The organism is Pediococcus ethanolidurans (genome assembly GCF_001437405.1).
Classification (GTDB): domain Bacteria; phylum Bacillota; class Bacilli; order Lactobacillales; family Lactobacillaceae; genus Pediococcus; species Pediococcus ethanolidurans.
On the sequence record NZ_JQBY01000014.1, the window covers coordinates 34,437 to 59,689 of the forward strand.

The window sequence follows — 25,253 nt, forward strand, 5'->3', positions numbered from 1 at the left end:
ATGTACTACTTTTTGAGCGAAAGAATAGCCCAACACCCTTCTGGTATTGAACATGCTCAAATTAAAAGACTTCGTTTATTTGAGGAAAATCATGTTCAAGCAAAAATATTCACAAACGCATATGACCGTTTTTTTCATTATAATGCTTCACAAAATGGATTAAATGATACGGAAATTTTAAATCTCTTTGATTGGTTACAACACACAGAAACCTATCATGGGAAAAAATTCATGGTCACAAACGTAGAACGTCCTGGAAACTGTGATCAAATCATACATGATGGTGAGAACATTAATTATATAATAAATAAACAGATCATTTTAAAGGTAATTCCCTTTTCTTTTGATAGTAATCAAGTGAGTGAAGTTCACTATCTTGATTTTTCGGGTCATATTGTGCAAAAGGATTTCTATGACACGCGTGGTTTTCTAAGTTTTTCTCAGTTTATGGATCAAAATGGTGGTGGCGTGGTGACAGAAATCATGTACACTGTAAATCATCAACCGGCTGTGGAAATCAGCTACCGTCATCAAGGTAATCAGTACCCCGTAACTTTGTATCGTGTTCTTAATTATGCAGGAAACGATTGGTATTTTGATAACATGAATCAGTTGATTCGATTTGTTTTGGACGAATTAAATCTTATTCATCCTAAACAGCCAAATACCCTTCTAGCAGATTTAGATTATGTTTATGATCGTCCCATGACCTGGTTAACAACCAAAATGAGAAAATTCTTAGTTTGGCATAATATTCATACAACTGATCCTACAGATCTGAATAGTGCAATTTATGCTAATTATGAATTTGAACTAAAAAATGCAGCTAGTTTTGATGGCTTAATTGTCCCCACAAAAAAACAAGCTGCAGATATTAAAAGTAGATTTAATCCAATATTTCCAATAATTACATTACCTTTTGGATATGTTAATTCCAAGCAAAATAAAGCACCTAAAATCAACTCATTCGATCGTATCACACATAAAATTATTGCAATTGCCAGAATTCATGAACAAAAGAATCTACCAGATATGATTGCAGCATTTAATCTCATTCAGCAGGCAATTCCAGATGCAACACTCGATATTTGGGGATATAGCAACGATCAAAAACTATTTAAATTTTTGCAAAATCAGATTAACGATCTGCATCTAACCAAAAAAATAGCTTTAAAGGGATACACCCGCAATTTAAATGCCGTATATGATACCGCACAACTTATGTTGCTTACTAGTCGTTATGAAGGTTACGGTTTAGCTGTTGTAGAAGCCCTATCACATGGTGTTCCGGTTATTTCGTACCAAATTAATTATGGCCCCGAGGAGATAATTAAATCCAAATTTGATGGTAGTATCGTTCCTCAAGGAGATTATCAAGAAATGGCTAAAGTTGCAATTTCTTATTTGAAGAATCCCGACTTATTAATCCAAATGAGCCAGAATGCTTATAAAATTCGTCAAACTTATTCTACTGACCAGGTATGGCAAGAATGGAAAAATAGTTTAGTTATTCAATAAAATTCAAATAAATTTCAAAATAAAAACCTAGAATTAAATTTAGTGATTCACAAAAGTGATAAGCCAATTTAATTCTAGGTTTTTTACTATTTAATTTTTAAATTGACGTTATCAATTAACAAAGACTGCCAAAGTTTCCAGACATTATTCTCAGAAAAACTTTTTGCTTTTTTATATGACTGTTTGCTCATTTTTTTGAGTAATTTTTCATTAGTCATGAGTTCAGTTACACGTTTTGCCATTTCATGAATGTCTCCATTTTTGATTAAAAAGCCATTTTCATCATTATCAATAAAAGATGAGGGTCCATAGTTAATGTCATAAGCAATCGGTACAACTCCATGAGAAATTCCTTCTAGCATTGCAAGGTTGAAACTTTCAAATGCGCTAGTAAGCAAGAGAATAGCGGACTGATTATAAATCATATTCAAATCTGGTTGAAAATCATGAAAACTAATTGCATTCTCTAGCTTTTCTTTTTTGATTTGTTGTTGTAACGACTCAAAATATTTAATGTCCGGAACATACCCGTAAATTTCCAGTTTTGCATCCTTCACGGTCTGTCGTACAAGCTTGACCACTTCAACCATATGCTCAATTCTTTTTTCGCCATTTACACGAGCAATTGCTAACATTGTATGTGATTTTCTTGTTACCGTGTTCGCCTCTCGGCTAGCAACAAGGCTATTAGAAACATATCCTACCGGAATTGTATAAACTGGAAGTTCCTGATTAAAACGAATTTTCATATCGATTGCCTGTTGTTTCGTTGAGACAATTTCAGCTGATAACTCTTTACGATGTTGATACTGTTTTAAAATGACATCATTTAATCGACTTGTTAAAGGCTTAGTCGGATCATAGGTATGTGTCGAATGCCGAACAACAATTTTGATGGCTTTTGTTTGCATTTTATATATCGCATCATCAGCTAAATTAGATTTATCAGACATAAAAGTTGTTTGTTGGTGTGTTTCGAGGTTTAAGCAGTCTAAAAAAAATCCTCTTAGTTCCAGTAAGTTACTGAACGTATGCCATGATTTTCCAAAACGTGCTCGAACTAAACTAATTACATTTTTCTGATTATCATCTTCAGCGTAATCACAAACTATCGCTAATTTTCCACCAGGTGTGTAGAAACTCTCCTGATTAACACCACCGTCTTGACCAAAAGTTTGAACTAAACTTAAAAATCCTCTTACGTCGTATATTTCTTGACGAATATGATGGCCTAAATAATCAAAGTAGGTTACCTTATGAATTTGGTCTTTAGGGAAATGATGCCCAAATTCTTCAGTTGGAAAAAGTTTATATTCAATTCTTTTTTTTCCATTTTTAGTATAAGTAACGGTATCTTGATGTCCTTTTTGTTTTTCAAATTGCTTGTTAATTCCAATATCATTCAAAGTTGTCGGATTGTCTTTTACAATTTCTGCTTGTTGAAAATAATCATATAAATTTACAACATCCTCATCGTGAAGATCATAAATAGGTAAATTGACATGCATATACTCATTATATTCGAGTGTTGTAATTTTAGCATCGACATGATGCTTTTTAAATAAACTAAGTCTTTTGACCTGAGCAATTTCAATTCCTGAAAGTCGGAAGTAAAGCATTCCCGAGATAAAATAATACATTTTTGTAATCTCCTTAATTTGCTACAACAAAATTTATGTCATTATCAAAATTATATTGATTGAGAAAGTTTTGTGAAGCATAAATTTTGTCTGTATTTGCCGCTTTTAATACGTGAAAAAAATTAGCGATAAGTTCAGTTCGACTGTCAAATAAGCTAATTTGGTTTTTTGCATGAATAATACTTAAAGTACTTTCAATTTTCTGACTATTTGGTATACGTTGGTAAAATTCTTCGTAAACCAATTTTTTGTTGGGAGTAAACATTTTATCCGTTGCCACCCCACCATTTTGTCCATAAATGGTCTTTAAGCTTAAGAAACCACGAACGTCATAAGAATCGATTTCAATTACATTCTGAAATTGGTCATAGAAAGTCAGTTGATTAATTAAGTCCGTCTCTTGAAATAAGGAAACTATACAATAACAATACCCCTCGTGATATAATGCTAGTCTTCCATCACTCAATTTTTGTGGCCCTTGATCACTTTTTAAATTGAGTTGCATAAAATGAACAGCCTTACTTTCTTCTTTGTTTTTAACTTGTAAGCTATTAAACATGTTAATAACTTCATTTTCGGAAATATTCAATTGTTGTATTTTACGAGTATAAAAACGATCATAATCAGTAGTCACAAATTTAATTTCTTGAGATTTACGTAAATTTTGAAATAACTGAAAATCATAATCATTAGTATCCTGAATCTGTTTTGTAAAAAAGTAATTCATTTTTTTCTCCTAGGTTATCTATATTTTTACATTAATTTTATACCTATGTATGAAAAAACCTGAACTTTTACGATCAGGTTTTTCAGTCTATCTATTTATCTTCTTTACGACGTTGACGCCAAGCTCCAAATCCAAATAACGAAGCCAAAGCCATCATCAAAAGACCAAATATCGAAACTGAATTCTCATCCGATTCACCAGTTTGTGGAAGTTTATTTGTGCTAGTACTATTTTCATTTGCCTTAGCACCTGCATTCACATTGCTTTCATTCAAATTAGTGTTGCTTTGCGAGTTTTCAGTTGCATTAGAACTGGAAGAATTTACATTAGTACCAGATTCTAATCCAGTCTTTTCAGAAACATATCCGTGTCCTGTGCCTTTACCATTCGAAGTGGTTTCACCAGTATGAGTACCTGTGGTTCCACCGTTGTTCGAGCCTGTAGATGTTGCAGCTAAAACAGTTACTGTGGTTGTGACTTCTTTGATCACACCATCAGTTGATACATATTCAATTTTAACTGTATAAACACCCGCTTTGGACAAGTTGACATTGCTAATATATTCAACTGTTCCGGTAAGCACATCTGCGCTATCAAAACTTGAAACTTTCTTGTATCGAGCTTCTGATTTTGCATTTTTACCTTGGTTATCCGTTATTGTTGAAATGCTATCAGTAATTGTCCAAGTTCCACCATTGGCAGAGTTCTTAACTGTAATGTTTTTACCAACTAAGGATTCATATGGCAAATTGTTACCAACTAAATTATCACCAACTAGGTTATTACCAACATCATTGTTTCCAACATTGTTGTTTCCAACATTATTGTCACCAACATTATTATTACCAACATTTCCAGAACCAACATTGTCGGAACCATCATTGTTGTCACCAATGTTATTATCACCAGTATTGTTAGAACCAGAATTATTGTTTCCAGTGTTGTTGTCACCACTGTTGTCAGATCCAGAGTTACTATTTCCAGTGTTGTTATCACCACTGTTGTCAGAACCTGAATTACTGTTTCCAGTATTGTTATCACCACTGTTATCGGAACCTGAATTACTGTTTCCAGTATTATTATCACCGGTGTTACCGGAGCCACTGTTACTGTTTCCAGTATTATTGTCACCAGTGTTGTTAGAACCAGAGTTATTGTTTCCTACGTTCCCGTTACCAGAGTTGCTGTTTCCAGTGTTGTTGTCACCACTGTTATCGGAACCGCTGTTACTGTTACCAGTATTATTATCACCGGTATTGTCGGAACCGCTATTGCTGTTTCCAGTATTATTATCACCGGTGTTATTAGAACCAGAATTATTGTTTCCTACGTTCCCATCACCAGAGTTGCTGTTTCCAGTATTGTTATCACCACTGTTATCAGAACCAGAGTTACTGTTCCCAATGTTGTTATCACCACTGTTTCCGGAACCGCTATTACTGTTACCAGTATTATTATCACCACTGTTATCAGAACCAGAGTTACTGTTTCCGGTGTTGTTATCACCACTATTGCCGGAACCAGAGTTACTATTTCCGGTGTTGTTATCACCACTGTTTCCGGAACCAGAGTTACTATTTCCAGTGTTGTTATCACCACTGTTATCGGAACCAGAGTTGCTGTTCCCAGTGTTGTTGTCACCACTGTTGTTGGAACCGCTATTACTGTTACCAGTATTATTATCACCAGTATTGTCGGAACCGCTATTACTGTTACCAGTATTATTATCACCGGTGTTATTAGAACCGGAATTATTGTTTCCTACATTCCCGTCACCAGAGTTGCTGTTCCCAGTGTTGTTATCACCGCTGTTATCGGAACCGGAGTTACTGTTACCAGTATTATTATCACCAGTGTTGTTAGAACCAGAGTTACTGTTTCCAGTATTATTATCACCGGTGTTATTAGAACCAGAATTATTGTTGCCCACGTTTCCATCACCAGAGTTACTGTTCCCAGTGTTGTTAGAACCGCTGTTATCAGAACCAGAGTTACTGTTTCCGGTGTTGTTATTACCACTGTTATCAGAACCGCTATTACTGTTCCCAATATTATTATCACCAGTGTTGTTAGAACCAGAGTTACTGTTCCCAGTATTATTATCACCAGTGTTATTAGAACCAGAATTATTGTTGCCTACGTTTTCATCACCAGAGTTACTGTTTCCAGTGTTGTTGTCACCGCTGTTATCAGAACCACTGTTACTATTTCCAGTGTTGTTGTCACCACTATTGTCAGAACCAGAGTTGTTGTTCCCAGTATTGTTATCACCACTGTTGTCAGAACCAGAGTTACTGTTTCCAGTGTTGTTGTCACCACTGTTGTCAGAACCGCTGTTACTATTCCCAGTATTATTTATCACCAGTGTTGTTAGAACCGGAATTATTGTTTCCTACATTTCCATCACCAGAGTTGCTGTTTCCAGTGTTGTTGTCACCACTATTATCGGAACCAGAGTTGCTGTTCCCAGTATTGTTATCGCCACTATTGTCGGAACCAGAGTTGCTGTTCCCAGTGTTGTTGTCACCACTGTTATCGGAACCAGAATTACTATTTCCAGTGTTGTTATCACCACTGTTATCGGAACCGCTATTACTGTTCCCCGTGTTGTTGTCGCCACTGTTGTCGGAACCAGAGTTACTGTTCCCAGTGTTGTTATCGCCACTATTGTCGGAACCAGAGTTACTGTTACCAGTATTGTTATCACCACTGTTATCGGAACCAGAGTTACTGTTTCCAGTGTTGTTGTCGCCACTGTTATCAGAACCACTGTTACTATTTCCGGTGTTGTTAGAACCACTGTTGTCGGAACCGCTATTACTGTTCCCAGTATTATTATCACCAGTGTTGTTAGAACCAGAGTTACNTCCAGTATTGTTATCACCCGTATTATTCGAGCCAGTGTTGTCGGAACCGGAGTTACTGTTTCCGCTGTTGTTGTCTCCAGTGTTACCGGAACCGCTATTGCTGTTCCCAGTGTTGTTATCACCGGTATTATTCGAGCCAGTGTTGTCGGAACCGGAGTTACTGTTTCCGCTGTTGTTGTCTCCAGTGTTACCGGAACCGCTATTGCTGTTCCCAGTGTTGTTATCACCGGTATTATTCGAGCCAGAGTTACCGGTACCAGAATTTCCATTCGCATCAGTCACAGTTAAGGTTGCTGGTGCTATTTTAATTGTTTCACTTTGACTGTCAGCAGTAACTGTAGCAATTACATAATACGTGTTCCCGTTATCATCAAGTGTAGTAGCTGGCGTTGTATATGAATCTCCAGTAGCACCTGATATTGCGTTGTCATTGCTGTCATACCATTGATAAGAAATTGTTGCTCCTGAAACATCTGATGGTAATCCACTTAACGTAAAGGTAGCTGTTTCACCTGCAGCAACTGTCTCATCATCAATACCCGTTCCAACTGTTACTGTAATTGCATTAGAAGTAACTGTACTACCATCAGCATTGGTAGCAGTGGCTGTAACTTTCGCGGTACCTTTTCCTACAGCGGTAATCACGCCATCGGGACTTACAGATACGACTGCACCATCACTGGTATTCCAAGAAATTTTGGAGGTAGTATGTTCAGGATTAGTTGTTGTTTCAGCCTGAGCAGTTCCGTTAAGGTCTGAAGTATTCCCATTTATAGTGGTTTGTGCTCCTGTAATCAAACTAATACTATCTGAGCCATCTACATCCGCAGTTACAGTAGTTGCATTCACATCCTGCGCCAACACTGTTACCGATGCGACTCTGGTATAATAGATGGATGTATTTGTAAACGGTACTGTAACATACTTACCAGTTAGCAAATTATAGTATTTAAATGCTAAATCTGCTTCAACTTGATAGTAAGTTGTTCCTACTTTTGAAGTATCTACCGTAAAGTCTGCACTACTTGAATCAATATCACCAGATACAGGAGTCCATGTAACACCATCCGTACTTGAATATAAAGTATAACTTGGCGTATATGTGATTGCACCCCAAGCTGCGGTTAAAGAAATCGAAGTTAAATCATCAAGAATTCCTTCATGAAGGTTAGTAATGATACTTGCATCTCCACCAACTAAAACGTTTGAGTCTGTTGGTTGGGTATCAATTCCAGTTGTCAAGTAAACTCCAAAAATAGTTACAGCGTCTGCAGAAGGAGTTTCTTTGGGTGTAACCGTTGTTGTGGCTGATGCAACCGCTACTGCTTGTGCTACACCGGTGGCCTCATAAACTGCTTCTGCAGAAGACAATGCAGCTTTTAATTCTTCAGATGAAGGATCAATTAATGTGATAACTGAAGCCGCAGAACTCGCAGCCAAATTAGCTTCAACGGCCGATAAAGCATCCTCTGTTGAACTGCTGGAATCAGTTGTGGTTGATACTGCTGAAGCAACTGCCACCAAACTTGATGCATTTGATGCATTTGACGTATTTGATGCACTCTTAGCAGTACTTGTACTTACAGAAGAAACAGCACTACTTGATGCCGTCACTGCGGTTGAACTAGTTGCTGTTGAATTTACAGCTGAACTAGAGCTCTCAGAGTTTGCACTACTTGATGCTACAGATGCACTAGCACTACTAGTTTCATTACTGGAAACACTAGATGTTTTAGTTGCATCAGTTGATGTCGAAGAAACACTACTTGTATTTGTATTTTTGGTCGAACTAGCAGAACTTACACTTGAGCTAGTCGAACTTGAATCAGTAGAGGTACTGTTTGTACTTGAGTTACTTAAGCTGTCACTCTCAGAAGAACTACTTGCCGAACTTGTGGTACTGCTAGCAGAACTTACCGATGAACTAGAAGAAGTAGAAGTTGCGGACGACTGACTAACAGTTTCAACACTGTTAGTATTGGTTGTATCAGCTTGCACAACAGCTCCAGAACCAATTGCCAATGCAAAGGTTGTTAAACCAGCAAAAAGCCAGAATTTACCAGCCTTATACATCCGATAACGAACCTTACTGGTTTCCTTACGCAACTGCAACTTTCTATTCCGACTTGATAGATTTTTGAACCCTTGTTGCATACGAACATCTCCTTAAAATTGTTTTAAATGGTTAAAATTACAATAAAGTTCATTTTTAGCTTCTCTGTGATAAAAATAAACCATTTATAAAGTTCAATACTACATCAAAATATAAATAATAGGTATTCAAATACTATAATAAACAATTTTTGAAGAATGTAAACTTTTTAATAGTAAAAAGTACAAATTGTTTTAAAAAACAGTATAAAAAAGCTTTTATCGTATTTTGTTGTTCAAATATCATAAAAAATTAATTTATATGTATAAATTATAACTTATTTTTCGATTTGAATAAATAAATAGTCTATCAATCGTTTCTAAGATTTGATGTATTAATGCTTACCATTATTTTTAAAAAATACAAAAATATTAAAAAAAGTTTTTTAAATTTTGTACTTATAGCTTCAAATCAAAAAAAGAAATTAGTCTATCAACGTCATTCATTACCTTTTTCCTGGTTTTCATGGTAAATTCAAGTAAATGACAAAATTTAAGGAGGACATTTTGAAACAAGAATCGTTATTTGCAGATCAAAACAGTCAAAATAGCCCGCTGGCTAATCGAGTGCGTCCGCAAAACCTAGATGACTTTACTGGTCAATCTCATTTACTGGGCAAGGGCAAAGTGCTACGCGAAATTATTGATCAAGACCAATTACCTTCAATTATTTTTTGGGGACCACCTGGTGTTGGCAAGACCACGCTTGCACAAATCATTGCTCACAGAACAAAATCCCACTTTATTACCTTTAGCGCTGTAACAAGTGGAATTAAAGATATTCGTAAAATTATGGAAGAGGCTGAAGAGAATCGTGAAATTGGTCAAAAAACAATTGTCTTTGTTGATGAAATTCATCGTTTCAATAAAGCACAACAAGATGCTTTTTTACCATTTGTTGAACGAGGAAGTATTACATTAATTGGCGCGACCACGGAAAATCCTTCATTTGAAATCAATTCAGCATTACTGTCGCGATGTAAGGTGTTTGTGCTAAAAGAATTATCGTTAACCGAAATTATTAATCTTCTTCAAAAAGCGATCAATCATCCCAATGCTTTTCCGAAGTTGACTGTTGACATTGATAAAAGCACTTTAAAACTGATTGCCGAATTCGCCAATGGAGACGCTCGGGTAGCATTAAACACACTTGAAATGGCAGTACTAAACGCTGATCATTCAAATAATCACGTCACTATTACTGAAGCAAGTTTGAGTCAGTTTATTAACACTAAATCGTTGCGTTACGACAAGCACGGTGAGGAACATTACAACATCATTTCTGCTTTACACAAATCAATGCGCAACAGTGATGTGAATGCTGCCATTTACTGGCTATCACGCATGTTAGATGGAGGCGAAGATCCACTTTACATTGCCCGCCGATTGGTCCGTTTCGCTAGTGAAGATATTGGCGTCGCGGATACAAAAGCACTTGAGCTTACAATCAATGTCTTCCAAGCCTGCCAGTTTCTTGGTATGCCTGAATGTGATGTTCATTTGACCGAGGCAGTTGTTTATTTATCCTTGGCACCAAAATCAAATGCCATTTATAAGGCACGACTGGCAGCCAAAAAAGATGTCAAGGCAACGGGAAACGAACCTGTACCACTTCAGATTAGAAACGCCCCAACAAAATTAATGGATAATTTGGGTTACGGCAAAGGCTACCAATACGCTCATTCTGAAAAAGATAAGCTCACCACAATGAAAACTATGCCACCTGACTTAGAAGGTCACGAATATTATGAACCAACCGAAGAAGGCAATGAAAAACGCTTTAAACAACGCTTGGCTTATATCAAAACTTGGCATCAAGAACACGAAAACTAAAAAAATCCCGTTAACCAAGTAAAATGGCTAACAGGATTTTTTATTTTATTTTATCTAATACTGCATTAATGAAAGCATATCATAATCTTTAATTTTTTCGCGACCATGTAAATCCTTTAATTCGATAATAAATGCTGTTCCAACAACGATGCCACCGAGTTTCTCAACTAAATCAATCGTTGCCGAAATAGTTCCACCCGTAGCAAGTAAGTCATCTGTAACTAATACTCGCTGTCCTGGCTTAACCGCATCTTTATGCAAATAAAGAGAAGAAGTTCCATATTCCAGTGAATACGTTGCTTTGACCGTTTCACGAGGTAATTTACCCTTTTTACGTGCGGGAGCAAATCCAATTCCAAGTTCATATGCAACTGGGCAGCCCACAATAAAGCCCCGAGCTTCAGGACCAACAATCATTTGAACACCCTTACCACGTGCATAATCTACGATTTGGTTAGTTGCTTGTTTATAAGCCTTGCCATCACCCATTAATGGGGAAATATCACGAAAAATGACACCCTTTTCTGGGTAATCAGGAATACTTGCTACATAATCATGTAAATCTAATGCCATTTAATCAGCAACTCCTTTGTTTTTATCTGTCAGACATGCTTGCATCCAAGTTGTGAGATCGGCAGATTTGCTGTACAATAACTTTTCTTGTGTTTCAATTTGTTGTTTTCTCAATTGATAGGCCGGAGCCACGCTTAATTTTTGTGGCTTTGGATTGGAAATATATGAAACACGACCGCTTTCTATTTTAACAAATTTCAGTTCAAAAAACACCTGAATTAAGAAAACTAACATACTTCTGTCAACATGCAAGTGTTTTACTACGTCAGGTAACTGTTTTTTTAAATCAATATCTGAATGACTAGCAAAGAACTTGAAGACTTTTGCACTCTGTTCTCGGGTGGGCATACCATCTAAATAAGCATTATTTTGCTGATAAAAATATACCGTCATGGCGTCCGGATTCTGTTTAGATAACCAATCTGTAAACTGGACAAGTGAATCAGGACAATCCACAAGTGCTAAATTTCCCTCTAATGAGATATTGGATGGTTCCGAATCATCTAGAACCGCTACTTGAATTTCTGGCTTCAAGTACGCTTGTAATTTTTCGTAAGTTTTTTTGTGAAAGAAAACATAGGTCGTCTGTGACTTAAACATTTCAACAGTAAGTTTGGTGGTTCGTCTATCGATAATTGGCACTGCATCAATCAATACATCTTTTACCATAATTTGCGGTTTAGTTTGATTCCGCCATGTATTCAGCTCCAAAGTACCCACAACACGAACATCTTCCGGAAGTGCCTGCAAATAAGGCATTAATCTTCCCTGTTTAAAATCAATTGCATCAATGGTTTGATCTTTCCCACTTAATTGAAATTTCAAATGATCCTGATTGGCTCCAATTTGTTTCACATTTGTTACCTTTTCAGATTCTATTTCAAATTCTGGTGTTGGATTATCCGTACCAAACGGTCCTAGGTTAGCCAAATCTTTAATTGCTGCTACTGTAATTTGATCAGCTTTAATCACACCGTCAATTGTTAAAGGTGCAAGTTTATTTTCATCCAGATTAGCAGTTTCTGCGGCGTTCTCTAAGATCTTCCGTAATTCTGGTACTTTTTCTCTCTTAATTGTTAGGCCCACTGCCATGTGATGACCACCAAAATTCACATATAATTGCCGATTAACATTTAATGCCTCAAACAAGTTCAGTGCGTCAACACTTCTACCAGAACCTTTTAAGTCATCCGCTTCGGTGTTCCCACTTAAAACTAACGTGGGTTTACCAGTTGCCTCTACCAAACGACTGGCCACAATGCCAAGAACACCTTGGTGCCAGCCGATGCCGGTAATAACTAACGTTTTTTGAGCAAGATTATCAGGCGTTTTAGCTTGTAAAATGGCCTCATTATACACAGTATCAACTAATTGTTTTCGTTGATCATTAACAGAATCAATATGTTTTGCAATTAACTCCGCTTTCTCTTCATCAAAGGTAGTCAATAATTCCACTGCTTCACCCGCGTTACCAATTCGACCAACCGCATTTAACCGTGGCGCAAGCGTAAAGCCAATATCTTGTTCATTAATCTGTTGATTTTCTAAGCCACTAACCTTCAATAACGCATTGAGTCCTACTCGTTGCCCTTCACTCAAAACTTTTAATCCACTCGCTACTAGAAAACGATTTTCATCAGTTAATGAAACTAAATCTCCAACGGTTCCAATAGCAACTAAATCTAAAAATTCTTCCGGAACTTCATCAAGTAAAGCGGAAGCAACCTTAAAAGCCACTCCCACTCCCGAAAGATCTGAGAAAGGATAATGGGCACCAGGATAACGCGGATGCACAATTGCAGTGGCATTAGGTAAGGTTTCCGGCAATTCATGATGATCAGTAACCACAACATCCATTCCGTGAGTTACCGCATACTCAATTGGTTCATTTCCTGCAACACCGTTATCGACGGTTACTAATAATGTCACACCGTTTTCAATGAATTGTTTATATTCATCCAAATTTGGTCCATAACCATCTTTAAAACGATCTGGTACAAAATAATCCACGTTTGCCCCAAGTTCGTTCAAAGTTTCAAACATGATTGTCGTGCTTGTAACACCGTCAGCATCATAATCGCCGTACACAATAATCTTTTCATTATTCACAATCGCAGTTTGAATTCTATCCACAGCCTTTTGCATGTCATGCAACAAAAAAGGATCATGAATACTTTGCGGATCTGGAGTTAAAAAGGTTTTAGCCTTTTCAGGGGTGTCATAGCCACGATTAATCAAGACTTTTGCCGCAACTTCACTTAATTGGCAGGCCTCCGCGATAGCTTTAATTTGAACAGGTGACGTTTTTTCACTAGATAGTTGCCACTGGTATTTTGGTTTTAGCACGATTCCACTTCCTAATCAATAAAAACAGAGTGGACGAAAGTCGTTCTCCATTGAGATTTTCGCTTTCGTCCAAATTTTTTAATATTTAATTCTTCACAACTCTAACCAGAACTAGAGTTTCTCTAACTTACGATTCTTTTGTGCACCTTCGTTACTGACATTGTTTACCCGTCGCTTTAAGGCAGCATTTTCATCACGAAGGGCATCAATTTTTTTAGTTGCGACATCCATTTCCATTTTTTGCTGCTTCTTTTGTGCTAGCATCGTCCCCATTGATACTAGAAAAGTAATTAGGGCACCAGCAACTAAAGAGAGCAAAATGACAAGTACTAGCGGCCAATGCACGGTCGTAAACAATAAACTTAAAGGAACCTCATTCACATTTACCACAGCAAAAACGGCAACTACCAAAACCAAGATCAAAATAACAATAACACGCCATTGATTTTTCATATTTCAATTCCTTACTTTCGATTAAAAAATGAACTGCTTGCTAACAAATCACCAAAATTTGGGAAAAGTTCATACCCACGGTGGATGGCTTCCATATATAGCGGAGCATTTATTTCACGTCGTCGATATCCTATTGCCTCACTGATTTGATGTGCCACGCGATTTGGTGATAGCGATAATAATTTCACAGCATCAAAATAGCGACCACTAGGATCTGCCTGTTTAAAGAAGTTCGTAGCCATTGGTCCTGGATTTACCGTTGTCACTTGAACACCTAAAGGTCGCAATTCAAGGCGCAAAGCATTAGAAAATCCAACTATCGCAAATTTAGTTGCCGAATACACTGTTGATTTGGGCGTCGCAATCTTACCAGCTACTGAAGCAATATTAAAGATTTGTCCACGGCCTGACTCAATCATTTGTTGGGCAATCTTTTGTGTGACATACATCAAACCTAATACATTAACGCGAAACATTTTTTCAGTCACATGCATATCAATTTGTTGAAAAGTTTCAAATAAACCAAAACCCGCGCTATTTACTAAAACATCCACTGGACCAATATCTTTTAAGACGTGGTTCAGTTGCTGATCAATCGCATCGGAATCAGAAACATCCAATTGAACCACAAAAGCACTTGTTTGAGATATTTCTTTGCATTTTTCAGCCACTTGTCGAAGCTTTTCTAGATTTCGGGCACATAAAACCACCCTTGCGCCGCGTTTTGCTACTTCATATGCAACTAATTCACCCAATCCGCTCGACGCACCGGTAATCAAAACCAGTTTGCCATCTAAATCACGCAACTCTTTTAGCCTTGCTAACATATGATCACTCCTCAATTATCTAAGTGGAACGTTAATAATATCAAAATCGTGAACAACCTTTGTTGCTTTAAATACTGTTTGAGCTTGTTTTTGAAGCTCGTTAGCCATTTTACCAGTATAGCGAGCAGAAATATGCGTCAAAATTAAACGACGCACATGCGCCTCTTTGGCAATGCTTGCAGCCTGAACATTTGTCGAATGATAATAATTACGGGCAAGTTTACTTTCATTTTTAGCAAATGTACTTTCATGCACTAGTACATCAGCATTTTGAGCAAGTAAAAAGCTGTTCTTGGTTTTACGTGTATCACCCAAAATAGTCACTATTCGACCTGGTTGTGGTGCTCCTAAGAAATCTTGACCATCGATTTGACGACCGTCATCAAGCATCACTTTTTCACCGCGTTTTAGTTGGCCATAAACTGGTCCAGATGGTATATGCATTTCTTTTAGTTTTTCAACTTGTAACTGTCCTGGATGTGATTTTTCAACAATTCGATAACCAACACTTTCAATTCGATGATCTAATCTTAAGAAAGAAACCTTAAATTTTGCATCTTCAAAAATGACGCCCTCGTCACCTAATTCCACAAAACGAATTGGATAAGATAGATGAGAATCGGAAACTCGCATGGCGGTTTGAACAAATTGCCTAATCCCTTTAGGACCATAAATTACTAGCTCTGATTCACCGCCCTGAAACGAGCGACTGCTTAATAATCCAGGTAACCCAAATAAATGATCACCATGTAAATGTGTGATAAAAATCTTATCAATTTTTCGAGGCTTAATTGTTGTCCGGAGTATTTGTTGTTGCGTTCCTTCACCAACGTCAAATAACCAAATTGAGTTACGTTCATCTAAAAGCTTTAAAGCTACACTTGTCACATTTCTAAATTTACCGGGAACACCTGCTCCGGTTCCTAAAAATTCTAATTCCATAACACGTCGTTCCCCATTTACTCTTGTTTATAAATCCTACCTAAATACCATACCACAAATTTCACCTAATTTGCTATGACAACCCACTTAGTTTACACTTCAAATGGCATCTGTAATCAATTATAATTAATTTTGTAACAAATAAACCAAATTCAAACGATATAATGGAGAATAATTGATGCGATTAGTTGATTTTAATTTATCAATAGCTGAACTTGATCCGCAATTGCAATTGTATTTTGTTAAAGATAACCATGATCTGCCTGTAAACTCGTTAAAAATTAGCGAACACTGGCTCATTATGGTATCTGGTAAAAAACCGTTGACACTCAATCAATTTGAAAGTCGGACCCAAAACATTAATGGTGCTACCCAGCTTGGATTTTTAGATCAAATACCGCACAAACTTTTTGGCTATCATTTGCGTAATGATAAGTTGATTTTAGGATAAGGAAAGAACTCAAAAAATGAAAAAAGTCATTATATTTTTACTTCTCAGCACATTAATTCTAGGTGGTTGTGGCAATTCCGCTCATGAAGCTCGTTATCAGGCTAAGGGAAAGACCGCTTTTAAAAATCAAAATAAGAATGCTCATGTACCTAGTAAATCTGACAAACAAAAAAATAGTTCATCTGTTTCAAGTCGGATACCTTCGACCAAAAACGCCAAAAATTCTAAAACGACATCTCAGTATGTCGTACCAAAAAGTATTAAAAAAAGTGCCAAGTATGTGTCTCATGGTGCTTTAACTCAACCAAAGCAGTTCTCATATGATTCGTTTGGCACAAAACTTACTCTGAATAAATTTAAAAAAGTAAATCAAACCATTATTACCCGCCCGCTAAAATATCAAATTACACAAGTTCGACTTCTAAAAAACGAAGCCAAAACTGAAAAGGCAAAAAAAGTGGTTGCCACAGCGTTCAACAATACCGATATCAATTCAACTTACTATACCTTGCAAATCAAATATACGATTAAAAATGATGGAAATACTGAAGCAATTATCGGTGTCCTTAACTACGTAAAACTGTCTAGTAGCTATGCAGGAACACCACTCAGTAATATGGTTGACGGTTCTGCAGGTAAACATGTTGGCTCTGGTAAAACAATCAGTACCAATGTCATGACATTGGTCCCCGATAATCTCGTTCATTCGTTAAAAACTTGTACCATTCAATTTTCGGGTAGTTATCGCACTGATGGCAAAAATTTGTCTAAAGAATCACTTGTAACCGACATTGATTTCTAAAAATAAAAAATGAGATTGGCTAAATTGCCGATCTCATTTTTTAATCACGCAAACGATTAAAACTAGTTTTCACTACCATACTTTACGATGGCTTTAGTGATAAGCGTCGTATATTGTTTACTGCCTTCAATATTCGGATGGACATGATCACCATAGAACCAATTGGTTTGATTTAAGCTAGCCCCATACCAATTTACAACGTGAATGTTTTTATACTTCTTTCCTGCATCCGTAATTGTTTTATTTACTTTCGACTCCCAATTCTGCGTTGGTACATGAACGTTTACCCAAAATATTTGTCGTTTAGTCCCAACGATTGAAACAATTGTCTTTAACTGTTGAGTCGTAAATGGCCCATTAGTACCCAAATTAATTAAAACATTACTGCTTAAGTTTCCTTGCGCCGCAAGCTGCTTTAATAATGTAGCCGCCTGCCATACTTGTCTACCTACTTTAGCTGAAATGTAAGCATTTGGAAATACCTCTTGTAAATCATCAGAAGTATCCGCCATAATCGAATCGCCGACACCCGTGACAGTCATTTTTTGTGCTAGTTTTACTTCAGAAGGTTCCAACCGGTATTTTGTTTTAATTTTAGTTTCAGCATCGGTTAATTTTATTGCTTTTTCTTTTTTAATTCTAGCCAATTCAGCAGCACGTTGTTTTCGCTTCAAACGAGCTTCTTTTTGGGCTTTTAACGCCTTATTATTTTGAGCCGTTGATTTCTTTTTGTTTTTTAAAATATTAACTTGCAATGCACTACTATGATGATTACTATTACCTGATCCGCTAACAACTCCCACACCTGCAATAAGCAGAATCAGAATAACTGGAATTGCTATATAACGCTTATTACCAATTTTCGAATCTCGTTTGACCAGATCTCTAAGAAATTTAAAAGAATAGGCATAATTAAAATGAATCAGTGGCTTTTCGATAAAACGATAAGACAAATCACTGATTGCAACAATAATAGCAATTTCGATCAATGGATTAAGAATAGGGTGATTAGCAATGTTTACCACTGCTTTTTCATAGAAGATCATTACCGGAAACTGATATAAATAAATTCCATAACTTCGTTTACCTATCCAAGCAAAAAGTGGATTACTAAACCAATTACCAAACTTAGTCCCAGGATGCGCAATCACTGCAATTAAAATGACAGAAAAAATTGAAAATAGCAACATCCCGCCATGATAAGTAAAACTTGAAGTTCCACTTAATGAGAAGGCCATCCAAATAATCATTCCCAGAGAACCCAGCCCAATAATATTTAAGAACCACCGGCCATTTTTATTTAGTTTTGGATTCAAATGTGTAGAGGGCCAAAAGAATGCCAAGGCCGCCCCTAACAAGAAAGGAGTCATGCGCGTATCCGAACCATAATAAACCCGGTTGGTATTAGAAGGATCATAAAGAATAAACATTAGAATCGCCGAAACAATTGCTAAGCCATTTAAAATTCCTAGGATATGACCACGATTTTTAAAAGCAATCAATAATCCAATAAGAACAATCGGCCAAATAAAGTAGTATTGTCCAATAACTGATAAATACCATAGATGTGTGAACGGAGACTCACCATTGTAACGATCAAAGTAGGATTGTCCGTGACCAATTTGCCACCAATTATAAACAAACAAGAGGTTTGTCCATACTATGCTACGAATATTTTCTAATAAATTACGGGCAAACAAGGTCATATAGGCAGTACTGGTTATTAACACAATTAATAGCGTTGGATAAAGACGTTTTATGCGTCGTCCATAAAAAGAAAGTACTTTAATCGACCCATTTTGATCCCATTCTTGTACAAACAAATCAGTGATTAAATAACCTGATATGGCAAAAAAGATTGGGACTCCTAAATAGCCTCCCTGAAGATCATACGGTAAGAGATGATACAGAATAACGCCTAATAATGCTAACGTTCTAAGACCATCAAAGCCCGCAATATACCGGCTATTTTTTAGCCTTTTTCCTGTTGGCATTTTACTCGTTTTTCTATTTTCGTGGATCGGGCCGTTTTTTCTCTTAGGTTTCCCCAGAGAAGCTTGTTTTTCATAATCCATACGCGATTCCTCTATAACTAAATTAACTTACTCAACAAATTCAAACGTAAAATCAAGAATACGAACCGAATCGCCATTTTTGACACCTGCTTTACGTAAAGCATCATCCACACCCATTCCACGCATTTGACGGGCAAATCGAATTAAACTATCATCATGCTCTGTATTAGTCATCTTAAACAATCTTTCGAGTTTTTCACCAGATAATACCCAGGTACCATCCTCATCTTGTTCAACTGTGAATGGCTTTTTAGCTTCATAAGCATACGTAACTGACTGATCAGAAACAACTGGTGCTTTAATTGGGTCTGGTGTCGCTTCAAGAACATCAGCAGTATGTTGCATTAATGGCTGTAATCCCTTATGTGTAACAGAAGAAATCGGGAAAATGTCCGGCATGTCATTTGCGCCAACCGCCTTTTGCATCTTTTCGCGAAACTTCTTTAAATTTTCCTCTGCGTCAGGCATATCCATTTTTGTTGGTACAATGATTTGGCGACGTTTTATTAAATCAGGATCATATTTGCTTAATTCCTGATTAATCTTTTGATAACTCTCAAATGGATTACTTTCCTCAACACCACTCATGTCAACTAAATGTAACAAAACTTTCGTTCGTTCTACATGACGGAGAAATTCAAAACCAAGCCCCACACCCTGTGAAGCTCCTTCAATTAATCCAGGAATATCTGCGATAACAAAATCACGACCATCGTCTAATTGGACCATCCCCAAATTAGGAACCAATGTCGTAAAATGATATTCAGCAATTTTTGGTTTTGCACTAGTCACTACGGAAAGTAAAGTAGACTTACCAACAGATGGGAATCCTAAAAGTCCAACATCAGCTAACAAACGTAACTCTAATTGCACACTTTTTTCTTGTCCAGGTTCGCCATTCTCTGCAATTTCAGGAGCAGGATTTTTAGGACTTGCAAAATGAATATTACCACGACCACCACGGCCACCTTTTGCAATTACTAAAGTATCACCATTATCAACCAAATCGCCGATAACTTTACCAGTCTCAGTATCTTTAACTATGGTTCCGCCCGGTACGCGAACAACTAAATTCTCGGCACTTCGTCCGGTCATTTGCTTATTCATACCATTGCTACCGGAAGCAGCCTTGAATTTACGTTGATAACGGAAGTCCATTAAAGTTCTTAATCCAGAATCTACCTTAAAGACAACATCACCACCACGGCCACCATCGCCACCGGCAGGACCGCCATTAGGCACAAACTTTTCCCGACGAAAAGCAACGGCTCCATTACCACCGTTACCAGCCTTTATATTAATTTTAACTTGATCAACAAACATATTTTTCTCCAATACTATTTAGCGTGACTTTTCGACTCTAATATTCTTATTCTAGCAGATATTGTTGGTAATTTATAATGATTCTTTCTATTCTCTTCTGACTTCAAGGTTCATTTTAATTTAAGCATTACCTTTTACCGTTCCACTTAAAGAAATTTTAATTGTTTTGGCCACATTTTCCGGAATACCTAATCCACGTAGATCAGAGACACTTGCCTCTGCAATCCGCCGCATAGAACCAAACTTTCGCAAAAGTTTGTTCCGTGTCTTTGGACCCACACCTGCAATGTCATCTAACCGTGAACTCAATGAATGCTTTGTATGCACTTGCCTATGAAAAGTAATCGCAAACCGATGCACTTCATCTTGAATCCGCTGAACTAAATAAAATCCTTGATTTTTAGGATCCAATAAAACGTGTCGATCTTCAGGTCCAAAAAGTAAATCTGCGGTTTTATGCTTATCATTTTTAACCATTCCCGCTACTGGAATTTGGAGATTCAATTCGTTAACTAAAACGTCCTTAACCGCATTTAATTGAATCTCACCACCATCCATCAAAATTAAGTCAGGTAGGCTCTGATGCTCCTTTAAAAGCCGTGTATAACGTCTTCTGATAACTTCACGGGTACTAGCTGCTTCATCTGCATGGTCAACCGTGGTTAACTTATACTTGCGATACATTTTTTTATCAGGTTGTCCATCTGTAAAAACAACCATGGCCGAAACTAGATCTGCTCCTTGAATATGCGAATGATCAAATGCTTCAATTCGATGACCCGCCGGAATTCCTAAAGCGTCTGTAACTTCTTTCATCGCACCCACTGTTTTTGAATCATCCAGTTCAAGCAAACGAAACTTTTCTTCTAATGTAATTTTTGCATTTTCTTGAGCCAAATTCATTAAGTCACGTTTCTGGCCTCGTTGTGGTGTCCGAACCGGTACTTTTAAAATATCACTAATGACTTGATTCTCGAGTCCGGACGGCACAAGAACTTCATTTGGAAGTAAATTATTCTTCTGGTTATAAAACTGGAGAATAAATGTCGTTAATTCTTCTGGAGCAGTGCTAACAACCGGAAAAAGTCTTTTTTCGCGTTTCATCAACCGGGCTTGGCGAATAAAGAATACTTGAATTGACAACCATCCTTTATCAATATAAAAGTTAAACAAGTCACGTGGGGTATGATCGTTGGAAATGATTTTTTGTTTTTCAACCGTTACTTCAATATAGTGAATCTGATCACGAATATCTGCAGCTCGTTCAAATTCTAATGCTTGTGCAGCTTCATTCATTTGTACAACAAGTCGTTTTTTGATTGTTTTAACATTACCATTTAGAAATGATTTAATCCGGGCAATTTGTTTAGCATATTTTTCTTCTGGAACTGTTTTGAAACATGCCCCTAAACACTGTCCCATATGGTAATACAAGCAAGGCCGATGCTGAAAGCCGGTGCATCGTCGTAATGGGTACACTTTTTGTAAAAAATGGAGAGTTTCTTCTGCCGCATAAACATTAGGATATGGGCCGAAGTAGTACGCACCATCCTTTTTTAGGTCACCAGAAATTAGCATTTGCGGATCTCTTTCATTGGTGATTTTAATGTAGGGATACCCCGTTCCTCGTTTTAATTTGATATTAAAATAAGGTTGATACTTTTTAATTAACGTAATTTCTAGCAAAAACGCCTCTTTATCACTAGAAGTTACAATATAATCGAAATCGGCGATCTCAGATACTAAACGAGCAGTTTTTCCATCATGGGAACTTTTGAAATAAGAGCGAACACGATTTTTTAAATTTTTTGCTTTACCGACATAAATAATCTGACTATTAATATTTTTCATTTGATAACAGCCAGGTAAATCTGGTAATAAAGCCAATTTATGTTCAATATGTTCTGATGCCAACCGATTTCACCTCCCAGCGTAATAAACTTGTAACATTATAACGCCTTTCAGGATTCAGAGCAACAATAAAGGCAAACATACATTCGTTTGTAAGTTTGTCCATAAATTCTAGACTTCATATTTGTACTAGATAAAAAAACAGTGAGATTAAGAACACTTTCCTAATCTCACTGCTTATTATTGAACAAGAACTTTAGATAAAAAGTCTTGTGCACGTTCACTCTTAGGATGACTGAAAAATTCCTCTGGAGTTCCTTTTTCTTGAATGTAGCCACCGTCCATAAACCAAATTTGGTCAGCTACTGAACGAGCGAATCCCATTTCATGGGTGACAACAACCATTGTCATCCCTTCCTTCGCTAAATCCTTCATTACCTTCAAAACGTCTCCTACCATTTCGGGATCTAACGCAGAAGTAGGTTCATCGAATAACATAACCTCTGGTTCCATCGCTAACGCACGAGCAATCGCCACTCGTTGCTGCTGACCACCTGACAAACTGTTCGGATAGACCGAACCCTTGTCTGACAAACCAACTTGCTCAAGGAGTTTCTGAGCAGTTTTGGTTGCTTGTTCATCAGACAGATTTTTGACCTTCATCGGAGCTAATTTAATATTGTCTAACACCGTCATATTTGGGAAAAGATTAAAGCTTTGAAAAACCATTCCCATTTTTTCACGCAGTTCGTCTAGCTGTTTTTCCTTAAGATTAGTAAGATCAGTGCCTTCGAATAAAACATGCCCATCAGTCGGTTGTTCTAACAAAGTTAAGCAACGAAGAAAAGTACTTTTTCCTGCTCCAGAAGGGCCAATAACACAGATAACCTGTCCTTGTTCAACCGTTTCGGAAATATTCTTTAACACTTCAGTTTCATGATATTTTTTATTTAATTTTTGAATGTCTAAAATATTAGTTGGCATGTTTCATTCTCCCTTCGAAATAAGCCAGAATCTTTGATAAACCAAATGTGACAACAAAGTACAACAACATTGCAACCACAATTGGGGCAACTCCTCGATACGTATCTGACTGAACAATTTTCAATTGATAGATCAAATCTGTCACACCAATAATTGAAACAATCGAACTTTCCTTAATCAAGGAAATAAATTCGTTACCCAGTGCTGGCCAAATGTTTTTAATTGCTTGTGGCAAAACCACATAACGCATCGTTCCCTTCTTTGAAAGACCCAAACTGCGGGCTGCCTCCGTTTGCCCTTTGTCCACTGAATTAATCCCGCCACGAATGACTTCGGCCACGTAGGCACCACTATTAAGAGAAACAGCAATGATACCTGATGTTAACGCCGGTAGGTTGACAATCAAACCAATTCCAAAGTAAACAAACATAATTTGAACCATTAAAGGCGTTCCCCGAACAAACTCAATGTAAGCTGTTGAGACTAATTTTAATAATTTGTTTCGACTTAAACGCATAAATGCGAGAATCGTTCCTAAAATAAAACCAAAGAACACAGAAAATGCTGAAATAAGTAAAGTGTAGCCAATTCCTTTAGCAAAGTATTTCCAATAATGAGTCATTGAAGTATTGACTGTATTGGTTTTCATATGAGTTCCGGCTTCTTTTAAGTATACCTTGTTGATTAAATCCTTTTTCTTAATTTTTGCAAGGCTCTTATTAACGGCACCAGCGAGACTAGTTGCACCCTTTTGGAAAGCAATCGCGGAACTGGTTTCATTAGTATTTAAATTAAAGTTCCCATTAATTAAACTAAGTTGCGGATTGTTCTTTACATAAGCTTCGGCACTTGGCTTTTCCATAACAATTCCGTCAATCTTATTGGTTTGAAGAGCTAAAATTAAATCCGCTCCTTTATCAAATCCTTTAACTGTCACATTTGAAATTTGTTTCTTAGCCATATTATATTGCATGGTTCCTGTTTGGGCACCTAATGTCTTACCCACAAAGGACTTTTTACTTTTATATATGCCAGCATCCTTTTTGTTAATAACAATATCTTGACCCCCCTGATAATAAATATTGGAGAAGGTTACGTTTTTTCGACGTGCGGCTGTCGGATTCATTCCGGCCATGACCATATCTACTTTACCAGTTTGTAAGGCAACCAATAACGAATCAAAATCCATGTTCTTAATTTTAAGTTTGACTCCTAAATCCTTTGCAATCTGTTTAGCAATGCTAATATCCATTCCGACATCAACACTTTTACCGTTTTTTGTAGTTTGAAACTCATAAGGGGCATAATCAGGACTAGTTCCCATAACTAAAACACCCTTTTTTTGAATTTTAGCTAATGATTGATCACTCGAACTGGTTTTTGAATTCGCCGCATTTGCGGTACCAAAGGGCAATAAAGTGAATAATAACCCAACAATCGTAATAATCTCTAAAAACTTTTTTTTCATAATTGCAACTCCCTACGTCAAATAGAATATATGAAGTATAATCTATTTTGATTATTTATACAATCTTTTTTGAAAAATAATTCTTTTTATGCAATTAAAGCCTTTATATTCATTTTATAATGCATATTTTCTAATTTGCTGACAGATGATATAAAATCTGTTATGATAAGCGCAAGGAGTGATGGGTATGGGCTTAAAAATTAAACAAGAAATAAATCTCGAAAAAATGTTGGATAAATTTGTTGCACCAGTTGAAGACAAAAAGGCTATTGATAAAAAGAACAAATTTCTGAAAAGAAATGACGACACCAATAAAGATAAAAAGCAAAAAAGATGAGTGAAAATTGACATCAAATGTCAACTTTCACTCATTTTTACTATTTATCTAAAGCCCGAATTGTCAAATCAAGTGCAACACTTAC

18 protein-coding genes and 1 pseudogene are annotated in these 25,253 nt (G+C 36.8%); 5 read left to right on the top strand and 14 right to left on the bottom strand.

The features are described from left to right. Positions 1-1,518, top strand: a complete 1,518-nt coding sequence (locus IV87_RS07065; RefSeq protein WP_057806825.1) for a glycosyltransferase — start codon at positions 1-3, stop codon at positions 1,516-1,518. Positions 1,519-1,604: 86 nt separating this feature from the next. Here the strand turns inward: IV87_RS07065 and IV87_RS07070 are convergent, their stop codons facing one another. The 4 genes and pseudogenes from IV87_RS07070 to IV87_RS11370 form a co-directional block, all read right to left on the bottom strand. After that, complete coding sequence (locus IV87_RS07070) at positions 1,605-3,158, bottom strand: glycosyltransferase (protein ID WP_057806826.1); 1,554 nt, start codon at positions 3,156-3,158, stop codon at positions 1,605-1,607. A gap of 13 nt (positions 3,159-3,171) precedes the next feature. Then, entirely contained in the window at positions 3,172-3,885 is a 714-nt protein-coding gene (locus tag IV87_RS07075) for a hypothetical protein (protein ID WP_057806828.1), read from the bottom strand. Between the two features lie 91 nt (positions 3,886-3,976). Beyond that, positions 3,977-6,247, bottom strand: a complete 2,271-nt coding sequence (locus tag IV87_RS07080; protein ID WP_057806831.1) for an LPXTG cell wall anchor domain-containing protein — start codon at positions 6,245-6,247, stop codon at positions 3,977-3,979. A 505-nt stretch (positions 6,248-6,752) separates the two neighbouring features. Further along, positions 6,753-8,906, bottom strand: a pseudogene (locus IV87_RS11370) (KxYKxGKxW signal peptide domain-containing protein); the annotation flags it as partial. A gap of 504 nt (positions 8,907-9,410) precedes the next feature. Here IV87_RS11370 and IV87_RS07090 point away from each other — a divergent pair. Next, on the top strand, positions 9,411-10,736 hold the full coding sequence (locus IV87_RS07090) for a replication-associated recombination protein A (RefSeq protein WP_057806835.1): 1,326 nt from the start codon (positions 9,411-9,413) through the stop codon (positions 10,734-10,736). Between the two features lie 54 nt (positions 10,737-10,790). On the opposite strand, the gene IV87_RS07095 is transcribed toward IV87_RS07090, so the two are convergent. The 5 genes from IV87_RS07095 to rnz form a co-directional block, all read right to left on the bottom strand. Then, the gene (locus IV87_RS07095; RefSeq protein ID WP_057806837.1) at positions 10,791-11,309 is read right to left on the bottom strand and encodes an adenine phosphoribosyltransferase; all 519 of its coding nucleotides are present in this window, start codon (positions 11,307-11,309) and stop codon (positions 10,791-10,793) included. Further along, positions 11,310-13,655: a single-stranded-DNA-specific exonuclease RecJ gene (gene recJ, locus IV87_RS07100; protein ID WP_057806839.1), complete on the bottom strand. Its 2,346-nt coding sequence runs from the start codon at positions 13,653-13,655 to the stop codon at positions 11,310-11,312. A gap of 111 nt (positions 13,656-13,766) precedes the next feature. Then, positions 13,767-14,108, bottom strand: a complete 342-nt coding sequence (locus tag IV87_RS07105) for a lipopolysaccharide assembly protein LapA domain-containing protein (protein WP_057806840.1) — start codon at positions 14,106-14,108, stop codon at positions 13,767-13,769. Between the two features lie 11 nt (positions 14,109-14,119). Then, the gene (locus IV87_RS07110; protein ID WP_057806842.1) at positions 14,120-14,935 is read right to left on the bottom strand and encodes an SDR family NAD(P)-dependent oxidoreductase; all 816 of its coding nucleotides are present in this window, start codon (positions 14,933-14,935) and stop codon (positions 14,120-14,122) included. A gap of 15 nt (positions 14,936-14,950) precedes the next feature. Beyond that, on the bottom strand, positions 14,951-15,877 hold the full coding sequence (gene rnz, locus IV87_RS07115; protein ID WP_057806844.1) for a ribonuclease Z: 927 nt from the start codon (positions 15,875-15,877) through the stop codon (positions 14,951-14,953). A 178-nt stretch (positions 15,878-16,055) separates the two neighbouring features. Between rnz and IV87_RS07120 the strand changes: the two genes are divergently transcribed. Further along, the gene (locus tag IV87_RS07120; RefSeq protein ID WP_057806846.1) at positions 16,056-16,328 is read left to right on the top strand and encodes a hypothetical protein; all 273 of its coding nucleotides are present in this window, start codon (positions 16,056-16,058) and stop codon (positions 16,326-16,328) included. A gap of 16 nt (positions 16,329-16,344) precedes the next feature. Then, the gene (locus IV87_RS07125) at positions 16,345-17,130 is read left to right on the top strand and encodes a hypothetical protein (protein WP_057806848.1); all 786 of its coding nucleotides are present in this window, start codon (positions 16,345-16,347) and stop codon (positions 17,128-17,130) included. A 62-nt stretch (positions 17,131-17,192) separates the two neighbouring features. Here IV87_RS07125 and IV87_RS07130 read toward each other — a convergent pair whose 3' ends face one another. The 5 genes from IV87_RS07130 to IV87_RS07150 form a co-directional block, all read right to left on the bottom strand. Then, positions 17,193-19,124 carry an acyltransferase family protein gene (locus IV87_RS07130; RefSeq protein WP_057806861.1) on the bottom strand — a complete coding sequence of 644 codons (1,932 nt, stop codon included), beginning with the start codon at positions 19,122-19,124 and terminating at the stop codon, positions 17,193-17,195. Between the two features lie 108 nt (positions 19,125-19,232). Beyond that, entirely contained in the window at positions 19,233-20,528 is a 1,296-nt protein-coding gene (obgE, locus tag IV87_RS07135; protein WP_057806850.1) for a GTPase ObgE, read from the bottom strand. A gap of 120 nt (positions 20,529-20,648) precedes the next feature. After that, positions 20,649-22,442, bottom strand: a complete 1,794-nt coding sequence (gene uvrC / locus IV87_RS07140; RefSeq protein ID WP_057806852.1) for an excinuclease ABC subunit UvrC — start codon at positions 22,440-22,442, stop codon at positions 20,649-20,651. Between the two features lie 177 nt (positions 22,443-22,619). After that, on the bottom strand, positions 22,620-23,363 hold the full coding sequence (locus tag IV87_RS07145; RefSeq protein ID WP_057806854.1) for an amino acid ABC transporter ATP-binding protein: 744 nt from the start codon (positions 23,361-23,363) through the stop codon (positions 22,620-22,622). Next, the gene (locus IV87_RS07150) at positions 23,353-24,831 is read right to left on the bottom strand and encodes an ABC transporter substrate-binding protein/permease (protein WP_057806857.1); all 1,479 of its coding nucleotides are present in this window, start codon (positions 24,829-24,831) and stop codon (positions 23,353-23,355) included. Before IV87_RS07150 ends, IV87_RS07145 begins: the two co-directional genes overlap by 11 nt. A 187-nt stretch (positions 24,832-25,018) precedes the next feature. On the opposite strand from IV87_RS07150, the gene IV87_RS11065 reads away from it, so the two are divergent. Beyond that, the gene (locus IV87_RS11065; protein WP_156407376.1) at positions 25,019-25,168 is read left to right on the top strand and encodes an SPJ_0845 family protein; all 150 of its coding nucleotides are present in this window, start codon (positions 25,019-25,021) and stop codon (positions 25,166-25,168) included. The last annotated feature ends 85 nt before the right edge of the window (positions 25,169-25,253 follow it).

Excerpts from the sequence above, each read along its gene's own strand:
- IV87_RS07145 (WP_057806854.1), bottom strand. The coding sequence starts at position 23,363 with ATGCCAACTAATATTTTAGACATTCAAAAATTAAATAAAAAATATCAT.
- IV87_RS11065 (WP_156407376.1), top strand. The coding sequence starts at position 25,019 with ATGGGCTTAAAAATTAAACAAGAAATAAATCTCGAAAAAATGTTGGAT.
- IV87_RS07065 (WP_057806825.1), top strand. The coding sequence starts at position 1 with ATGTACTACTTTTTGAGCGAAAGAATAGCCCAACACCCTTCTGGTATT.
- IV87_RS07105 (WP_057806840.1), bottom strand. The coding sequence starts at position 14,108 with ATGAAAAATCAATGGCGTGTTATTGTTATTTTGATCTTGGTTTTGGTA.
- obgE (WP_057806850.1), bottom strand. The coding sequence starts at position 20,528 with ATGTTTGTTGATCAAGTTAAAATTAATATAAAGGCTGGTAACGGTGGT.
- IV87_RS07075 (WP_057806828.1), bottom strand. The coding sequence starts at position 3,885 with ATGAATTACTTTTTTACAAAACAGATTCAGGATACTAATGATTATGAT.
- rnz (WP_057806844.1), bottom strand. The coding sequence starts at position 15,877 with ATGGAATTAGAATTTTTAGGAACCGGAGCAGGTGTTCCCGGTAAATTT.
- IV87_RS07130 (WP_057806861.1), bottom strand. The coding sequence starts at position 19,124 with ATGCCAACAGGAAAAAGGCTAAAAAATAGCCGGTATATTGCGGGCTTT.
- IV87_RS07110 (WP_057806842.1), bottom strand. The coding sequence starts at position 14,935 with ATGTTAGCAAGGCTAAAAGAGTTGCGTGATTTAGATGGCAAACTGGTT.
- IV87_RS07120 (WP_057806846.1), top strand. The coding sequence starts at position 16,056 with ATGCGATTAGTTGATTTTAATTTATCAATAGCTGAACTTGATCCGCAA.
- IV87_RS07125 (WP_057806848.1), top strand. The coding sequence starts at position 16,345 with ATGAAAAAAGTCATTATATTTTTACTTCTCAGCACATTAATTCTAGGT.
- IV87_RS07150 (WP_057806857.1), bottom strand. The coding sequence starts at position 24,831 with ATGAAAAAAAAGTTTTTAGAGATTATTACGATTGTTGGGTTATTATTC.
- IV87_RS07095 (WP_057806837.1), bottom strand. The coding sequence starts at position 11,309 with ATGGCATTAGATTTACATGATTATGTAGCAAGTATTCCTGATTACCCA.
- IV87_RS07070 (WP_057806826.1), bottom strand. The coding sequence starts at position 3,158 with ATGTATTATTTTATCTCGGGAATGCTTTACTTCCGACTTTCAGGAATT.